The 18,115-nt window shown below is 71.8% G+C and carries 10 protein-coding genes; 7 read left to right on the top strand and 3 right to left on the bottom strand.

Going from position 1 to position 18,115, the window contains the following annotated elements; genetic code table 11:
- Window positions 1-30: 30 nt before the first annotated feature.
- Both ACWGIG_RS24220 and ACWGIG_RS24215 read right to left on the bottom strand, forming a co-directional pair.
- A complete protein-coding gene (locus tag ACWGIG_RS24220; protein WP_453323756.1) occupies window positions 31-639 on the bottom strand; it encodes a hypothetical protein in 609 nt (202 codons plus the stop codon).
- A gap of 140 nt (window positions 640-779) precedes the next feature.
- Window positions 780-2,042, bottom strand: a complete 1,263-nt coding sequence (locus tag ACWGIG_RS24215) for a nucleotide sugar dehydrogenase (RefSeq protein WP_453323755.1) — start codon at window positions 2,040-2,042, stop codon at window positions 780-782.
- Between the two features lie 314 nt (window positions 2,043-2,356).
- On the opposite strand from ACWGIG_RS24215, the gene ACWGIG_RS24210 reads away from it, so the two are divergent.
- The 7 genes from ACWGIG_RS24210 to ACWGIG_RS24180 all read left to right on the top strand — a co-directional run bounded on the left by ACWGIG_RS24210 (window position 2,357) and on the right by ACWGIG_RS24180 (window position 17,437).
- Window positions 2,357-4,063: a glycerol-3-phosphate dehydrogenase/oxidase gene (locus ACWGIG_RS24210; RefSeq protein WP_453323754.1), complete on the top strand. Its 1,707-nt coding sequence runs from the start codon at window positions 2,357-2,359 to the stop codon at window positions 4,061-4,063.
- 529 nt (window positions 4,064-4,592) lie between these two features.
- Window positions 4,593-6,734: a serine/threonine-protein kinase gene (locus ACWGIG_RS24205; protein ID WP_453323753.1), complete on the top strand. Its 2,142-nt coding sequence runs from the start codon at window positions 4,593-4,595 to the stop codon at window positions 6,732-6,734.
- Window positions 6,735-6,932: 198 nt separating this feature from the next.
- Window positions 6,933-9,848 carry a protein kinase gene (locus ACWGIG_RS24200; protein ID WP_453323752.1) on the top strand — a complete coding sequence of 972 codons (2,916 nt, stop codon included), beginning with the start codon at window positions 6,933-6,935 and terminating at the stop codon, window positions 9,846-9,848.
- Between the two features lie 252 nt (window positions 9,849-10,100).
- Window positions 10,101-11,954 (top strand): serine/threonine-protein kinase, encoded by a 1,854-nt coding sequence (locus ACWGIG_RS24195; protein WP_453323751.1) that lies wholly within the window; start codon window positions 10,101-10,103, stop codon window positions 11,952-11,954.
- Between the two features lie 125 nt (window positions 11,955-12,079).
- The gene (locus tag ACWGIG_RS24190) at window positions 12,080-13,711 is read left to right on the top strand and encodes a serine/threonine-protein kinase (RefSeq protein WP_453323750.1); all 1,632 of its coding nucleotides are present in this window, start codon (window positions 12,080-12,082) and stop codon (window positions 13,709-13,711) included.
- 141 nt (window positions 13,712-13,852) lie between these two features.
- The gene (locus ACWGIG_RS24185; RefSeq protein WP_453323749.1) at window positions 13,853-15,469 is read left to right on the top strand and encodes a succinic semialdehyde dehydrogenase; all 1,617 of its coding nucleotides are present in this window, start codon (window positions 13,853-13,855) and stop codon (window positions 15,467-15,469) included.
- Between the two features lie 90 nt (window positions 15,470-15,559).
- Window positions 15,560-17,437: a GMC oxidoreductase gene (locus tag ACWGIG_RS24180; protein ID WP_453323748.1), complete on the top strand. Its 1,878-nt coding sequence runs from the start codon at window positions 15,560-15,562 to the stop codon at window positions 17,435-17,437.
- A gap of 309 nt (window positions 17,438-17,746) precedes the next feature.
- On the opposite strand, the gene ACWGIG_RS24175 is transcribed toward ACWGIG_RS24180, so the two are convergent.
- Window positions 17,747-18,046, bottom strand: a complete 300-nt coding sequence (locus ACWGIG_RS24175) for a chorismate mutase (protein ID WP_453323747.1) — start codon at window positions 18,044-18,046, stop codon at window positions 17,747-17,749.
- Between the last annotated feature and the right edge of the window lie 69 nt (window positions 18,047-18,115).

Here is an 18,115-nt window from a genome sequence, read left to right as displayed (position 1 = left end):
GGTGCGCGGGTGCGCGGCCTTCCTGCGCGGTCAGGAGGCCTTCTTGGCACCGGAGACGGCGCCGACGGCACCGAGGGCGAAGAAGACGAAGGACATGAAGTCCAGCTCGGTCTTCCAGCCGGTGTTCAGCTCGCCGAAGTGCTGGGTGAGGATCTCCATGACACCGATGGGCGCCTCCTTGGAGATGAAGATCGCGTAGCCCAGGATCTGGCCCGCGTAGACCGCGACCAGGGCGAGGAGCGCGCTCACCACGGCGATCGCCGGGTTGAAGCCGCCGACCTTGCCGGCCACGAAGCCGATGAGGAGGCCGACGCCCACCGCGGCGTAACCCACCTCGGCCTCCACGGCGCCCATGATCGCGCCGTAGACGCCTGCCGCGACCAGCGCGACCACGAAGCCGGCCAGGAGGCCGAGGCCCACATTGCCGCGACGGGCCGGGGCGGGCGGCGGGAAGCCGCCGCCGAACTGGCCGCCCTGCTGGGGGAACTGGCCCGGCTGCTGCTGGCCGTACTGGCCGGGGGCCTGCGGGTACTGCTGGCCCTGGGCGAAGGGGTTGCCGCCGCCGGGCTGCTGGGGCGGCTGGCCCTGGGCGTACGGGTTGCCACCGGGCTGCTGGGGCGGCTGAGCGGGATACGACATGGACGGGTTCCCCCCTGGGAGTGCGCGCATAAAGCGCGCATAAGTTCGGATGTGCGGCCTGACGTTAGCAGCCGTCGCTGACAGGGGGTGTGCGGATTTCGGGTTCATTCCTTGCGCAACCGGAACCGGTATCGGTGGCGCTAGAGGCGGTACGCCGCGCCCGCCGGGCTCGCTCCCCTTGTGTCCAGCAGGAGTTGGGCCTTCACCGCCAGGCCCTGGAGGTCGTACGTCCGGTGGTGCTGGAGAAGGATCGTCAGGTCCGCCGCTGCCGCCGCCTCATAGAGGGAGTCGGCGCGGGGGACGGGGACGTCGCGCACGCGCCAGTGCGGGACGTGCGGGTCGTGGTAGGTCAGATGGGCGCCCATGTCACGCAGCCGGGTGGCGATCTCGGGGGCGGGGGAGCCCTCCTGGTCGGCGAGGTCGGGCTTGTAGGTGACGCCGAGGAGCAGGACGCGGGCGCCCCGTGCGGACTTGCCGTGCTCGTTGAGGAGGGTGGCACAGCGCTGGATGACGTACTGCGGCATCCGGCCGTTGATCTCCTGGGCGAGGCCGACCATGCGCAGCGGGTGGCCGGGCGTACGGCTTCCGTAGGAGAGGTAGTTGGGGTCGAGGGGGACGCTGTGGCCGCCGACTCCGGGGCCGGGGCGGAACGCCTGGAAGCCGTAGGGCTTGGTCTCGGAGCAGCGGATGACGTCCCAGAGGTCGACGCCGAGGTCGTGGCAGAGGACGGCCATCTCGTTGGCGAGGGCGATGTTGACGTGCCGGTAGTTGGTTTCGAGGACGCCGACGGTCTCCGCCTCGCGCGGACCGCGGGCGCGGACCACCTTGTCGGTGAGGCGGCCGTAGAAGGCGGCGGCCGACTCGGTGCAGGCGGGGGTGAGGCCGCCGATGACCGTGGGGGTGTGCGCGTAGTCGTGGGTGCGGTTGCCGGGGTCCAGCCGGCTGGGGGAGTACGCGAGGTGGAAGTCGCGCCCCGCGCGCAGGCCGGATCCCGCTTCCAGGAGGGGGCGCAGGAATTCTTCGGTCGCCCCCGGGTAGGCGGCCGACTCCAGCAGCACGGTGGTGTGCGGGCGCAGGCGGGAGGCGAGCGTGCGGGCCGCGGCCTCGACGGCCGACAGGTCGAGGGTGCGGTCCGGGCCGAGGCGGGTCGGGGCGCAGATGACGGCGGTGCGGACGCGGCCCAGCTCGGCCGGGTCGGTGGTCGGCCGGAAGCCCCCGGCGAGCATCCGGCGGATCTCGGCGGCGGAGAGCGAGCCGTCCACGGGCGGGCGGCCCGCGGCCAGCTCGGCGACGGGGTGCGGATCGGTGTCGTAACCGATGGTGGCGATGCCGGCGGCGACGGCGGCCTGGGCGAGGGGGAGACCGAGGTGGCCGAGTCCGATGACGGCGAGGTCTGCGGGCATGGTGTGAGCCGTCCTTCCCTTGGGGTCCCTCCGGGCCGCGGGTCTGCCGGGCCGCCTCCCTTAACCGGAGGTGGGGCAGTGCGCAAGCCCTGTGGACAGTTCGAGCCGAGGAAATGTCAGACTAGGCGTAAATATGACCGTTATGGGGGATTTGGCATCGTTGTGCGGGTGGTCTCCGCGCGGGTCGTGCCCCCGGTTGTCCACAGGCGGTGGCTGAAGCACCGGCCTACGGAGAGAATCAGTGGAGTGGCCCCGGTCACACCCGCCCAACAGGACAGCACCAACCGCACCAACCGCACCAACGGGAGGCAGCAGTGAGGACAGCGACACTGGGACCGGCCGAGCGCGCAGAGGCGCTCGCCGCGATGGCCGAGCGGGAACTGGACGTGCTGGTGGTGGGCGCGGGCGTGGTCGGTGCGGGCACGGCGCTGGACGCCGTCACGCGAGGCCTGTCCACCGGGCTCGTCGAGGCGCGGGACTGGGCCTCGGGGACCTCCAGCAGGTCGAGCAAGCTGATCCACGGAGGGCTCCGCTATCTGGAGATGCTCGACTTCGCGCTCGTACGGGAAGCGCTGAAGGAGCGCGGGCTGTTGCTGGAGCGCCTCGCTCCGCACCTGGTCAAGCCGGTGCCCTTCCTCTACCCGCTCCAGCACAAGGGGTGGGAGCGGTGGTACGCGGGCTCGGGCGTGGCGCTGTACGACGCGATGTCGGTGTCGTCGGGGCACGGACGCGGGCTGCCGATGCACCGTCACCTGACGCGGCGGCACGCGCTGCGCGTGGCGCCCGCGTTGAAGAAGGACGCGCTCACCGGGGCGCTCCAGTACTACGACGCGCAGATGGACGACGCCCGTTATGTGGCGACGCTGGTGCGCACCGCCGCCGCCTACGGCGCGCACGTCGCCAACCGGGCCCGGGTCATCGGCTTCCTGCGGGAGGGCGAGCGGGTCGTCGGGGTGCGGGTCGAGGACGTCGAGGCCCGGGGCGAGTACGAGATCAGGGCGAAGCAGGTGGTGAACGCGACCGGGGTGTGGACCGACGACACCCAGGCGCTGATCGGGGAGCGCGGGCAGTTCCACGTCCGGGCCTCCAAGGGAATTCACCTGGTGGTGCCGAAGGACCGGATTCACTCGTCGACCGGGCTCATTCTCCGGACCGAGAAATCGGTCCTTTTCGTCATTCCGTGGGGCAGGCACTGGATTGTCGGAACCACGGACACCGATTGGGATCTGGACAAGGCGCACCCGGCGGCTTCGAGCGCGGATATCGACTATCTGCTGGAGCACGTGAATGCGGTGCTGGCCGTTCCTCTGACGCGGGACGACGTGCAGGGGGTGTACGCGGGCCTGCGGCCCCTGCTGGCCGGGGAGTCGGACGCCACCAGCAAGCTCTCCCGGGAGCACACGGTGGCGCATCCGGTGCCGGGGCTCGTGGTGGTCGCGGGCGGCAAGTACACGACGTACCGCGTGATGGCGAAGGACGCCGTCGACGAGGCGGTGCACGCGCTGGACGTCCGGGTCGCGGAGTGCGTGACCGAGGACGTGCCGCTGGTGGGCGCCGAGGGGTACCGGGCGATGTGGAACGCACGGGCCAGGACCGCCGCCAGGACGGGCCTCCATGTGGTGCGCGTGGAGCACCTGTTGAACCGGTACGGGTCCCTGACGGAGGAAGTGCTGGAGCTGATCGCGCAGGACCCGGGGCTCGGTGAGCCGCTGACCGGGGCCGACGACTATCTGCGGGCCGAGGTCGTCTACGCGGCGTCGCACGAGGGGGCCAGGCACCTCGACGACGTACTGACGCGGCGTACCCGGATCTCGATCGAGACGTTCGACCGGGGGACGCTGAGCGCGCTGGAATGTGCCGAGTTGATGGCTCCGGTGCTGGGCTGGGACAAGGGGCAGGTGGAGCGGGAGGTGGAGCACTACGAGAAGCGGGTCGAGGCGGAGCGGGAGTCGCAGCGGCAGCCGGACGACCTGACCGCGGACGCGGCCAGGCTGGGGGCGCCGGACATCGTGCCGTTGTAGGGGCGGGTGTGGGGCGCGGCGGATCGGCCGCCCGCGCCCCGGGGGTGTTGGCGGTCTGCGCGTGGGGGACAATGGGGGCTCTGCCAGGGCGGGTTGCCGCATCGCCGGGGAAGCCGCCGAGAGGGTCTGCGACGCGTTCGTACGGGCCGGGGCACGGGGCGAAGATCAGGGATCGCAGAGGGGACGCATGTCGGACGAGCCGGAGCAGTCGCGGAAGAGCACGCAGGATGCCGTGTCCGACAAGAAGGATGCCGTGTCCGGGGGCGCCGCTTCCCAGGACGCGGCCCGGGACGCCGGGTCCCGGAATGCGGGGACTCGTGATGCCGGAGCCCGTGACGCCGGGTCCGGGGACGCGGGAGCCCGTGCTGCCGAGCCCGGGGATGCCGGGGCGGACGACGCCGGGTCGGACGACGCCGGGTCCGGGGAAGCCGGGTCCGGAGACCCTCGGGGCCGTGGCGCCGGGTCCGGGGATTCCGGACCTCGTGGAGCCAAGACTAAGGATGCCAAGTCCGAGGGCGCCGGGGCCGATGTGGCCGGACCCAGGGACGCCGGGTCCAAGGATGCCAAGTCCAAGGATGTCGGGGTTGATGATGCCGGGTCCGGGGCTTCTCGGGGCCGTGGCGCCGGGGCCGGGGATTCCGGACCTCGTGGTGCCGGGGCTGATGTCGGGGCTCGTGGTGCAGGGGCAAGGGGCGCCGCGTTCCGGGATGCCGAGTCCCGGCGGGCGCTGGCCGACGAGAAGGCGGCGGCGGAAGCTGCCAAGGACGCTGCTTCGGACACCTCCAAGGAGGTCGAGGGCCGCCTGCTGGCGGGGCGGTACCGGCTCGGTGACGTGCTCGGCCGGGGCGGCATGGGCACCGTCTGGCGGGCCGTCGACGAGACGCTCGGCCGGACCGTCGCGGTCAAGGAGCTGCGCTTCCCGACCGCCATCGACGAGGACGAGAAGCGCCGCCTGATCACGCGCACCCTGCGCGAGGCCAAGGCGATCGCGCGGATCCGCAACAACAGCGCGGTCACGGTCTTCGACGTCGTCGACGAGGACGACCGGCCGTGGATCGTCATGGAGCTCGTCGAGGGCAAGTCGCTCGCCGAAGCCATCCGCGAGGACGGCCTGCTGACGCCGCGCAGGGCTGCCGAGGTCGGGCTCGCGATCCTCGACGTGCTGCGCGCCGCGCACCGGCAGGGCATTCTGCACCGCGACGTCAAGCCGTCGAACGTACTGATCGCCGAGGACGGCCGGGTCGTCCTGACCGACTTCGGCATCGCCCAGGTCGAGGGCGACCCCTCGATCACCTCCACCGGCATGCTGGTCGGCGCCCCCTCGTACATCTCGCCGGAGCGGGCGCGCGGCCACAAGCCGGGCCCCGCCGCCGACATGTGGTCTCTGGGCGGTCTGATCTACGCGTCGGTGGAGGGAGTCCCGCCGTACGACAAGGGGTCCGCGATCGCGACGCTGACCGCCGTGATGACCGAGCCGGTCGACCCGCCGAAGAACGCGGGACCGCTGGAGGAGGTCATCTACGGGCTGCTCGTCAAGGACCCGGCGCAGCGGCTCGACGACGCGGGCGCGCGGGCGCTCCTCAACGACGTGCTCGACCAGCTGGACAAGGCGGACCTGGCCGGCGACGAGCTGGTGCGTTCGGACGCCACGAAGGTGGTTCCGCTTCCGCCGGTTCCCGCGGAGCCGGCAGCCAAGGCGCCCCGTACGCCCAAGGCGAGGAAGACCGCCGCGGTGAAGGCGGAGAAGCCGACGAAGGCCGCGCCAGTCGCTGCGGCGTCCGCTGTTCCGGTGGCACCGGCGGCGGGCCCGCCCGTCGTGGGGGCGCCGACCGCCGCGATGCAGTCGGCCGGTTCCGGTTCCGGTGGCGGGGGCATGTCGTCCGGGAGCGTCGGCGGCATGTCGCCCGGCATGCGGAAGCAGGCGCTGCTCGTGGTCGCGCTGGTGGCCGCGCTCGCCGTGCTGGGCACCGTGCTCGCGATCGCGCTCAACAAGGACGAGCCCGGGAAGGGCGGCGAGACGGGCAAGAACGGCACGTCCGCCTCCGCCGGGACAACGGCCGGCGGCGACAGCAAGAACCCGGACAAGAACCCCGACAAGGGGAAGGGCACCGACCCGGCCAAGGGCAACGGGACGGGCGGAGGCGCGGACGGCAGCACCGGCGGAACCAAGCCATCCGGCGACCCGGCCACCGGGAAGCCGGCCGACGGCGCGGTGCCTGCGGGGTTCACGACGGTCACCGACAGCAAGTTCCACTTCTCGATGGCCATGCCCGAGGGGTTCCGCCGGACGGGCATAGCGGGTGAGAGCTCGGGCGGGATATACAGCAAGGACAACGGATTCCCGCGCGTGCAGGTCGACTTCAACAACCAGCCCGGCAGTGACGCGGCCCTCGCCTGGGGCAAGGCGGTCGCGGGCACCGCTGCCCAGAGCAACAACTTCAAGCAGATCAGCATCAAGCCCGTCTCCTACAACGGCTACCCCACCACCGCCGACTGGGAGTTCGAGCGCGACCAGAAGGGGCAGCGGATACACGTGCTCAACCGCGGCTTCCGGGTCGACGCCACGCACGGCTACTCGATCATGGTGAGCTGCCCGGCCGACGGATGGGACGGCGCGGAGTGCAAGCAGCTGCGCGAGACCGCGTTCGCCACGTTCAAGCCGACGGACTGACCGGGATGCGTTGACACTGCCTCGCGACGGGGTATTGCCACGTATCGTGAGACCCCGTGGACCGTACGCAGCCGCAATTAGCCGGTAAACGACCGGAATTGATGGTTTCGAGCAGTCCCGATGGTCACGATGGTCAGTCCCGGTGGTCGGCGCAGATGACCGGGGACAGCGGGGAAAAGCGCGCTTTGGGGAGGCGTCGTGGACGACTACGCGGGACGGGTGCTTGCCGACCGCTACCGCCTGCCGTTGCCGCCTTCCGACGAGTACGACCTGGTGGAGACGCGGGCCTTTGACGGGTACAGCGGCCAGGAGGTTCTCGTACGGCAGGTGCCGCTGCCGGAGGTGGTCGACGCGGAGTTCGTCGACGGCGAGGGCGGGCCGGTGCACCGGAGGCCCGTCGGCGGGCGGGGTGCCCCGCGCCGGTCCGGCGATCCGGCCGTGCGGCGTGCCATCGAGGCGGCGCAGGCGGCCGCCCAGATCCCCGACCACCCCCGGCTCGACCAGGTCTTCGACGTCTTCGAGGAAGACGGCTCGCTGTGGATAGTGAGTGAACTGGTGGCGGCCCGGCCGCTCGCGGCACTGCTCGCCGAGGCCCCGCTCAGCCCGTACCGGGCCGCCGAGGTCGCCTCCGACGTGCTCACCGCGCTGCGGGTGCTGCACGCGCACGGCTGGACCCACCGGAACATCACCGTCCGCACGGTGCTCGTCTGCGACGACGGCCGCATCGTACTGACGGGTCTTGCTGCGGGCGCGGCCGAGGAGGCGCTGTGCGGGTACGCGCCGATCCCCGGGACAGGGGCGGGATCCGCGCTCGGACCGCAGTCGGGGCCACCGGGTGGGCCAGGTGGCGGCACGGGCGGCTGGAGCGAGGCCGCGGTGCCGGTGCCGCGCGGGCATGTGGCGTCGGAGGGCGCACCCGGTTCCGGTCGGCCCGCGCTTCCCGCGCTTCCCACGGACTTCCTGGGCCGGGCCGCAGGGCAGGCGGGGGCGGAGACGGAGCCGGCGCCGGGCAACCCGGCGCTTCCTGCCGTGCCCCCCGCGGGCGACGCGCGGGCGGCCAGGGCCGGGGCGATAGCCGCGTACCGGGCGGGTGCGCGGGCGGCGGCCAGGGCCACCGAGGACCAGCGCCGCCATGCGGTCGACCCGCCGCGCAGCCCGTACCTCCAGGACCCGGCGGCGGGGACGGGCGCGGGAACCGGCACAGGGACGGGCGCGGGGACCGGCACGGCTGCAGGTGAAGGGGCGGGCACAGGCAGGGGTACGGGCACAGGTACGGGTGCAGGTGAAGGGGCAGGCACAGGTAGGGGTACGGGCGCAGGTACGGGTGCGGTGTCCCCGTACGGTGCTGCCGCGGCCGGTACCGGCCCCGTCTCTCCCTACGGCGATCCGCCGAACCGGCCGCGCCCGGGGGCCACTTCGCCCTTCGGGAGCCGAAGCGAGCGCGGCGCCCCCGGCGAAGGGGTCGAGCGGGTCACCGGGCAGGGGCCCGGGGCCGCCTGGCACGGGGTCGTGCCCCGGGGCGGCGGCGCCGGTGGCGAGGCGCTGCGCGCCGACGAACTGCGGCACAGCCACCAGTCGGATCCCGGGCAAGGGCAGGAACTCGACCGCGTACGCGTCGGCCACGGCGCCCCGTCCGCCGCTTCCGTCCCTTCTGCCGCTTCCGCCCCGTCGGCCGTTCCCGGACCGGTGAAGTCTCCGGGTGGCGGCGGCCGTTGGGACGACGTCATCGCCGGGTTGCCCTACCGGGGTCCCAGTACGCCGCTGGCCGCGGAGCGCGCCCGTCAGACCCGGATCGCGGTCATCGGGGCGGTGACCGAGCGGTGGGCGCCCGAGCAGGCCGGTCCCGTGTACGAGAACTGGCAGTTGGCGCCGCCGATCGGCCCCGCCACCGACCTGTGGGCACTCGGCGCGCTGCTGTTCCGCGTCGTACAGGGGCATGCGCCCTACCCGGAGGACAACACCGCCGAACTGGTGCAGATGGTGTGCGCCGAGCCGCCCGCCTTCGCGGAGGAGTGCGGCCCGCTGCGACCGGTCGTCGAGTCGCTGCTGCGCCAGGACCCGACCGAGCGGCCGGACTTCGAGGAGCTACGCGGATGGCTGCGTTCGCTCGTACGGTCCGCACCGGAGCCGGAGGCGGGCACCAAGGTCGTACCGCTGCCGTCGCCGCCGGACGCCACGCGGCTGCCGATCGTACGGCGCAGGGGCGAGCTCGTGCGCAAGCGGCGCGGTGCGGCGCAGCACGGGCGGCACCGGCACAAGCAGGGCAGGGGCAAGGGTCGGGAGGAGGCGGGCAAGGCGGCCCGCGAGCGGGCGCCGCGCGCCCCGCGCGTGCAGCGGGAGCCGCGCATCGGGGCGCGGCAGCCGCGCTCGATGGGGCGTTGGCTGCTGGTGCTCGTACTGGCCGGGCTCGCGGCGGCCGTCGTGTACGCCGTGATGTTCCTGCCGAAGGACGGGGACAACGCGCCCGGCGAGCAGAACACGGGCAGCGGCCAGCCCGCGCAGTCCGGCGGCACGCAGTCCGACCAGCCGCAGCAGCCCGCGCCCGAGCGCTCCGACGACCCGCCCACCGACGGCCAGGACAACGGTCAGGGCAACGGCCAGGGCCAGGACAAGCCCCCGGCCGCTGATCCGCCGCCCGCCCAGAATCCGGCTTCCGGCCTGCCCTCCGGATACGTACTGCGCAAGGACGAGGGCGGCTTCCAGATCGCCGTCGACAAGAACTGGCGGCGGACGCCGATGAACGGCAGCCGCCAGGTCCGCTACCAGGGGTACGACATCGAGATCGTCGTCGTTCCAGGCCGGGACACCGTCAAGGCCAAGGGCAGCGACCCGATGGTGTACCAGCTCAAGGAGGAGCAGGAGTTGCAGCCCCTGCGCGACTCCACCTGGGCCCAGCAGTCCGGGCTGCGGCGGATCAGCGTGGGCCAGCAGGCTGCGGCAGAGGGACAGTTCACCTGGAAGGACAGCAGTGGCCGGGACGTCTTCGTACGCAACAAGGCGATGATCGTCGGCGGGACGTACCACATCATCCAGGTCATCGGCCCTGAGTCGCAGCGCGACGAGGTGAGCGAGGTGTACGAGGCGGCGGTGCTGCACTACCGGTCGACCAAGTAGTACGGGCAGTACGGGAAGCACAGGCGTCGCGGGCAGTGCAAACAGCGCCGTACGCAGGGCATACCACGGTGCGTACCGAGGGCATATCGCGGTGCGTACCGAGGGACCTGTCGCGATCCGTACCGACGGACCTGTCACGATCCGTATCGACGGACGTGTCACGGTGCGGTCTCGTGATCGCCCCTGTGTTCCACCTCCGGATCCCTGATCCGTAACCTGGTTCCCCTGAGACACGGGGCGGTGGGCCGGATCATGGAGAACGCCAGCAGCGGTACGAGCGGTGGCGCGGGCAGCGGTACGGAAGCGGGCCAGGTGCTCGCCGGGCGCTACCGTCTGGGTGACGTCCTCGGCAGCGGCGGCATGGGCCGCGTCTGGCGCGCCCGCGACGAGGTGCTGCACCGCACCGTCGCCATCAAGGAGTTGCGGGCCGGCCTGTACGCTGCAGAGGCCGACCGCGTCGTACTGCACGCGCGTACGCAGAAGGAGGCGCGGGCCGCCGCCCGTATCAACCACCCCGGCGTCGTCACCGTCCACGACGTGCTGGAGCACGACGACCGGCCGTGGATCGTCATGGAGTACGTCGACGGGCCCTCGCTCGCGGACCGGCTCAAGGAGACAGGAAGTTGCGACCCGCAGGAGGCGGCCAGGATCGGCCTCCAGGTGCTCGCCGCGCTGCGCGCCGCGCACGGCGTCGGCGTGCTGCACCGGGACGTGAAGCCGGGCAACGTGATGCTGGCCAAGGACGGCCGGGTGCTGCTGACCGACTTCGGGATCGCCGCCATCGAGGGCGACTCCACGATCACCAGGACCGGTGAACTGGTCGGCTCGCTGGACTACTTGGCGCCCGAGCGCATCCGGGGCGAGGGGCCGGGGCCCGCCTCCGACCTGTGGGCGCTCGGCGCGACGCTGTACACGGCGGTCGAGGAGCGCTCGCCGTTCCGCAGGACCTCGCCGATCAGCACCATGCAGGCTGTGGTCGCGGAGGACCCCTCGCCGTCGTACAACGCGGGAGCGCTCGCACCGGTGATCGTCGCGTTGCTGCGCAAGGAGGCCGACGAGCGGCCGAGTGCCGCCGAGACGGAGCAGATGCTGCGGGAGGCGCGGGCGGGGCGGCGGCCGAGGTCGGCGCAGGAGTACGTATCGACGCGGCAGGTGTCGCAGGAGGAACTCCAGTCCTCCGTGCCGGTGCCGCCGACGAGGCCGATGCCGATGCCGGTTCGGGAGGAGGGGCCGGGGGGGTACGGGTCGCGCGGGGGACCTGTATCGGCGTACGGGGGACAGCAGCAGTACCCGCATGCGTACCAGCACCCCTCGACGGGGCACACGCCGCCGTTTGCCCACACGTCGCCGCAGGGGCAGATGCAGCAGTACACGCAGCAGCAGCCGCAGCACACGCAGCAGCAGCACTCGCAGCAGCCGCCGCCGGTCAAGCGGCGCGGGAAGGTGCTGCTCGTGGTGCTTGCGGCGGTCATCGGTGGTGGGGCCGTCTTCGGAGTCCTCCAGTGGAAGAACAACGACTCCTCGTCCACCGGCGGCAACCAGGCCTCCACCTCTTCTGGTCAGCAGGGTGGCGACGCCCCGGCCAAGGGCGGGGACAACGGCGGGGACAAGGGCGACGACCCGGCCGACGGCAAGGACAAGCCCAAGGCGGGCGAGGCTCCGGCCGGCTGGCACATGGTGAAGGGGGACGGCTTCAGCCTGCCCGTGCCCGACGGCTGGAAGCGGGTGGACCCCAAGCCCGGCCAGTACGACTTCACGCCGGACGGCGGACGCCACCTCATCCGTATCAACGTCGATCCCTCGCCCGACTACAGCAACCCCTACGACCACCTGGTCCGGCTGGAGAAGAACATCAGCAAGACCCTGCCCCAGTTCCGCCGGGTGCGGTTGGAGCAGGACACCTACCGCGACCAGAAGAGCGGCGTACTGGAGTTCACGTTCCGGGAGGGCGGCAAGGCGGCGGGCCCGCGCTTCGCGCTGGACATGCTCTACATCGACGAGACCGGCCCCGAGTACGCGATGTACGTGACCGGGCCCGCTGCGGAGCGGGGCGTGACCAAGGAGCGCTTCGACGTCCTGACACGGGGCTGGAGCACCACGCGGTAGCCCCGTCGCGGCCCCGTCAGGGACCCGTCCGCGCACGTGATGTCGGGGTGTTGACACAGTCACGGCTCTGTATCGCTCAACCACCCTGGTGGTAACCGGAAGCGGGCACCCGTCAGGATGAGGGCATGACGAACGACGGGGGACAGGCGAGCGAGCCCACCAGCTACGGGCTCCGACCGCCGAATGCACCGCACGCACCCCAACCACCCCAGTACGGCGCTCCGCAGGGCCCCACCCAGGCCCATCTGCCCAACCAGTCGACCCAGTTGACCGACCCCGCGGCCGGTCGCACCATCGGTGGCCGCTACCGGCTGGTCTCCCGGCTGGGCCACGGCGGCATGGGCACGGTCTGGCGCGCCCACGACGAGATCGTGGACCGGGACGTCGCGGTGAAGGAGCCCCGCGTCCCCGACCATCTGCCCGAACGCGAGCGGCAGAACGTCTACCTGCGCATGCAGCGCGAGGCGCGGGCCGCCGCCCGGATCGAGCATCCATCCGTGGTCACCATGCACGACGTGGTCGTCGAGGACGGCAAGCCGTGGATCGTGATGGAGCTGGTCCAAGGGCACTCGCTGGCGGACCGGCTGCAGGAGGGCACCCTCGACGTGCGGGAGGCCGCCCGCATCGGGCTCGCCGTGCTCGGCGCGCTGACCGCGGCCCATCAGGCGGGAGTGCTGCACCGGGACGTCAAGCCCGACAACGTCATGCTCGGGCAGGACGGCCGGGTGGTGCTCAGCGACTTCGGGATCGCGCAGGTCGAGGGCGAGCAGGGGCTCACCGAGACCGGCGGGTTCGTCGGCTCGCCCGAATTCATCTCGCCGGAAAGGGTGTTGGGGCAGCGCCCCGGCCCCGCCTCCGACCTGTGGTCGCTGGGCGTCGTGCTGTACGCGGCGGTCGAGGGCATGTCGCCGTACCGTCGCTCCAACACCCCCGCCACCCTCCAGGCGGTCCTGTCCGCTGACCCGCAGACGCCCGCCCGGGGATCCGGGCCCTTCGGCGCGCTGGTGATGCGGCTCCTGCAGAAGGACCCGGCGGCCCGCCCGCACCCGGCGGAGGTGCGCCAGGCACTGGAGAAGGCGACCGGGCAGGCGCCGCCGCCCGCGGCGGCCGTGACCCGGGTGATGCAGCCGGGGACCGCCGCCGACTGGGTGCCGCCGGTGCTCCGGCGCAGCAAGAAGGCACGGTTCGGGCTGCTCGGTGGTGCGCTGGTGGTCGCGCTCGCGCTCGTACTGATCCTGGCGAACCCCTTCGCGGGCGACAAGCCGCCGGAGGGCTGGAAGCTGCGGCAGGCGCTCCAGAGCGTCACGACGGAGCTCTACCTGCCCGCGGACTACAAGTCGTACGACGACAGTGCGGACAACACCGAGGACTACTACGAACCGGGCAACGTCTTCCAGGTCCACATCGTCCGCGTCGAGATCGACAAGGACAACCAGCCGCCCACCAAGGAGGATCGCGAGACCCACTACGCGCGGGGCGGCAAGGACAGGACCGAGATGAAGAACGCCAAGGTGAGCGTCTTCGACAGCAAGCAGCAGGAGCACCCCGCGTACGACGCCGTCGTGGACTTCACCGACTACTCCGACAGCAACAAGGACCCGGTCCGCCTCCACCGCCACGAGCGGATCGTGGTGGGCAAGGACAAGAAGGCGTACTGGCGGATCGAGGTGAACGCGCCGTCGGCGAGCAAGTTCACCGCCGAGGGGGAGCAGCTCTTCGAGGACGTCACCAAGCACCTGAAGATTCTGGAGCTCTAGACTCCCGGCCAGGCGGAGGCCCGGGAAGCACCCCTGATCAGGGGCTATGTGCCAGCAACTGCTGGCGCGGTCGTGAGAGGCCGGTGAAAAGCCGTTACTGACGGGTACCCAAAGCGTCCGCCGGGCCATACGCTCGCTCGTATGACGGACTCGCAGGCCCTCACGGCACCCCTCGGCACCAACCCCGTGGCCAAAGCGCCGGTCGGCGCGCGCACCGCGGCCGACGTGATCACTCCCGAAGTGGTCGCCCAGCTGACCCGCGGAGTGGTCGGTTCGGGACGGACCGCCAGCCATGCGCCGCTCACCGGCGAGAAACTGGCCGACCTGCCCGAGTCCACGCCCGAGGACGTCGCCGTCGCCTTCGAGCGGGCCCGCGCCGCCCAGCCCGCCTGGGCGGCCGTGCCCGTCAGGCAGCGGGCCGCGGTCCTGCTGCGCTTCCACGACCTGGTCCTCCAGCGGCAGGCCGAGATCCTCGACCTCGTCCAGCTGGAGACCGGCAAGGCCCGCCTCCACGCGCACGAGGAGATCCAGGCCGTCGCGATGGCCGCCCGGCACTACGGCCGCCAGGCCCCCGCGTACCTGAAGGCCAAGCGCCACACCGGTGCGGTCCCGGTCCTCACCAAGGTGACCGAGCAGCGTCAGCCGCGCGGCGTCGTCGGTCAGATCTCGCCGTGGAACTACCCCTTCGAGCTGTCCGTCGGCGACTGCCTGCCCGCCCTCGTCGCGGGCAACGGCCTGGTGATGAAGCCCGACACCGAGACCGCGCTGTCCGCCCTGTGGGGCCGTGACCTGCTCGTCGAGGCGGGCCTGCCGCCCGAGGTCTTCCAGGTCGTCCTCGGCGAGGGCCCGGTCGTCGGCCCCGAGGTCGTCCAGCACGCCGACTACGTCTCCTTCACCGGCTCCACCCGCACCGGCCGCGAGATCGCCCAGGGAGCCGGCGCCCGCCTGGTCGGCGTCTCCCTCGAACTCGGCGGCAAGAACGCCATGCTCGTCCTTGAGGACGCCGACGTGGAGAAGGCCGCCGCCGGAGCCGTCCGCGCCTGCTTCGCCTCCGCGGGCCAGCTCTGCATCTCCATCGAGCGGCTGTACGTCCACGAGTCGATCGCCGACGACTTCGTGCAGCGCTTCGTCGCCCGTACGAAGGCGATGCGCCTGGGCAACTCCCTCGCGTACGGCGCCGACCTGGGCTCCCTCGTCGGTCCGCGCCAGCTGGAGACCGTGACCCGGCACGTCGAGGAGGCCGTCAACAAGGGAGCCACCGTCCTGGCCGGCGCTACCGCCCGCCCCGACATCGGCCCCTACTTCTACGAGCCGACCATCCTGGAGGGCGTCGAGTCCCCGATGGCGGTCTGCTCCGAGGAGACCTTCGGCCCGGTCGTCTCGATCTACCGGTTCCGCGACGAGGACGAGGTCGTCGCGGAGGCCAACGGGACGCCGTACGGCCTGAATTCGAGCGTCTGGACCAGGAGCGGCAAGCGCGGCCACGCCGTCGCCGCCAAGCTGCGCACCGGCACCGTCAACATCAACGAGGGGTACGGTCCCGCGTACGCCAGCGTGCGTGCCCCGATGGGCGGCATGAAGGAGTCCGGACTCAGCCGCAGGCACGGCTCCGAGGGCATCCTCAAGTACACCGAGGCGCAGACCGTCGCCCAGCAGCGGCTGATCCCGCTCGCGCCGTCCTTCGGGATGGACGACGAGAAGTACGCCGCGTTCATGACCACCAGCCTCAAGGTGATGAAGGCACTGCGCCTGCGCTGACGGCCAGGGCGGGGCGGGTGGGACGGGCGGCGCCCCGGCCCACCCTCTTCCGTCTCTCTCTATTCACTTTTCAAAGAACGAGGAGTGCACGTGTCCGAGGAGAGCTCTGCCCAAAACCAGGACGCAGCCGGGGAGTTCGACCGTGAGGAGTACGACTACGACGTCATCGTCGTCGGCTCCGGCTTCGGCGGCGCCGTCTCCGCGCTCCGGCTCACGGAGAAGGGATACCGCGTCGGCGTCCTGGAGGCCGGGCGCCGCTTCACCCGCGACACCCTGCCCAAGAACTCCTGGGACCTGAAGAACTACCTGTGGGCTCCCGCGCTCGGCCTGTTCGGGATCCAGCGCGTGCACCTGTTGGGAAATGTCATGGTCCTGGCAGGTGCGGGCGTCGGCGGCGGTTCGCTGAACTACGCCAACACCCTCTACGTACCTCCCGCTCCCTTCTTCGAGGACCAGCAGTGGGCGGGCATCACCGACTGGCAGGACGAACTCGCTCCGTACTACGACCAGGCCAAGCGGATGCTGGGCGTGCGCATCAACCCGACCATGACCCCGTCCGACGTCCACCTGAAGTCGGCCGCCGAGGCGATGGGAGTGGGCGACACCTTCCATCTCGCCCCGGTGGGCGTCTTCTACGGCGACGGACGGGACGCCGGTGGTGGCAGTGCTTCTGCTTCCTCAACGGCCGGGCCGGGCCAGGAAGTTCCCGACCCGTACTTCGGAGGGAAAGGCCCTGCTCGCAAGGGGTGCACCGAGTGCGGCGAGTGCATGACGGGCTGCCGCCACGGCGCGAAGAACACCCTCAACGAGAACTACCTCCACCTCGCCGAACAGGCCGGCGCCGTCATCCACCCCATGACATCCGTCCTCGGCCTCTCCGACCACCCCGACGGCGGCTACCGCGTCGCCACCGCCCCCACCGACGCGCGACGCAGGGGGACCCGCAAGATATTCCGCGCCCGCCGGATAGTCGTCGCGGCGGGCACGTACGGCACCCAGACCCTCCTGCACGCCATGAAGGACGGCGGCCACCTGCCGCGCATCTCCGCGAAGCTCGGCGAGCTGACCCGCACCAACTCCGAGGCCCTGGTGGGCTCCCAGACCACCGACCGCCGCTACCGCCGCAAGCACGGCGCGCAGCTCGGCGCCTCCGACGGATCGGGGAAGGTCGACTTCACGCGCGGTGTCGCCATCACGTCCTCGATCCACCCGGACGCCCACACCCATATCGAGCCGGTCCGCTACGGCAAGGGCTCCAACGCGATGGGCGCGATGTCCATCCTCCAGGTGCCGTACGCGGAGAAGTTCCCGCGCGCCCTGGGCTGGGCCGTCAACGTGGTCAGGCACCCGACGCTCGCCGCCCGGTCCCTCTCCAACCACCGCTGGTCGGAGAAGACCATCATCGGCCTCGTCATGCAGTCCCTCGACAACTCCCTGACGACGTACCGCAAACCGGGCGGCATCGGGAAGGGCCTGCTGACCGCCCGCCAGGGCCACGGCGCCCCCAACCCCAAGCAGATACCCGAGGCCAGCCGTGCCGCGTCCCTCCTCGCGGAGGAGATCAACGGCTTCGCCGGCAGCAACGTCGGCGAACTGATGGGCACCCCGCTCACCGCGCACTTCCTGGGCGGCTGTCCGATCGGAGCGACGGCCGACGACGGCGTGATAGACCCGTACCACCGCCTCTACGGACACCCGGGCATCTCGGTCGTCGACGGCTCGGCGGTCTCCGCGAACCTCGGCGTGAACCCCTCGCTCACCATCACCGCGCAGGCCGAGCGCGCGATGTCGCTGTGGCCCAACAAGGGCGAGGAGGACCCGCGTCCCGCCCAGGGCACGGAGTACGTACGCCTGGCACCGGTCGAACCGAAGTCCCCGGCCGTACCCGCGGAGGCGTTCGGCGCGCTGCGGCTCCCGCTGCTGGCGGTTCCGGCGGTCCCGGCGAAGAAGGTCCAGGAGAAGTTCTAGGAGACGGGAAACCCTCGGGGGAGGGGGAGAACCCTGCCGACCGGCTCCGGGCGTCCCCGGAGCCGACCGCCTGGGGCGACCGGTCAGGCTGTCCCCTGCCGTCCGGTCGCACACGCTGGAGCGAGGTCCCACGACGCACCGGCCGAAGCCCGTCCGTCGCACGCCCCAGCCGGGGCCACGCGTGGCACCGGGACCAACGAAGGCACCTTCTCTCCGGTCACGCGCCGTACGAGTGACCGGAGGAACGCACGCGCCCCCCGGCGTCGGCAGGCACGGAGGGGCAGGTGGCTCCCGGGGCGCCGCCCGTCCTCAGACGCGGCCCCGGCACAGCTCCAGGAGCGTCATCGCGAGGGCCGTGCCGGGCTTGCCGAGGGCGTCCCTGTAGTGGCCGAGGACGTCCATCTCGCGGGACAGATTGACCCGTCGGCCGCCCGAGGTGATCCGGGCCTCCTGGATGACCGCCGACACGGCCATCCGTTCCTGGACGAGGCCGATGATGCGGTCGTCGAGAGCGTCGATGCGCTCACGGGCGCCGGTGATGAGGGCGGCTGCGTCCTCGGTGCGGGCGCCGGTGACGTCGGTCGTGGGGGTGGTGGTGGGGGTGCTCATGTCCGTACTCCTGGGGTGAGGGGACGTCCGTACGGCCACCAGGTCCGGAAACGACAGAACGCCCCGGGC

This window comes from Streptomyces sp. NPDC054863, from assembly GCF_053610825.1.
The sequence above is the reverse complement of the archived record's forward strand: the minus strand, read 5'-3'. Positions and strand labels throughout refer to the sequence as shown.

Coding starts and splice junctions, on each gene's coding strand:
- ACWGIG_RS24195 (WP_453323751.1), top strand. CDS start 10,101: ATGGAGAACGCCAGCAGCGGTACGAGCGGTGGCGCGGGCAGCGGTACG.
- ACWGIG_RS24190 (WP_453323750.1), top strand. CDS start 12,080: ATGACGAACGACGGGGGACAGGCGAGCGAGCCCACCAGCTACGGGCTC.
- ACWGIG_RS24215 (WP_453323755.1), bottom strand. CDS start 2,042: ATGCCCGCAGACCTCGCCGTCATCGGACTCGGCCACCTCGGTCTCCCC.
- ACWGIG_RS24185 (WP_453323749.1), top strand. CDS start 13,853: ATGACGGACTCGCAGGCCCTCACGGCACCCCTCGGCACCAACCCCGTG.
- ACWGIG_RS24220 (WP_453323756.1), bottom strand. CDS start 639: ATGTCGTATCCCGCTCAGCCGCCCCAGCAGCCCGGTGGCAACCCGTAC.
- ACWGIG_RS24175 (WP_453323747.1), bottom strand. CDS start 18,046: ATGAGCACCCCCACCACCACCCCCACGACCGACGTCACCGGCGCCCGC.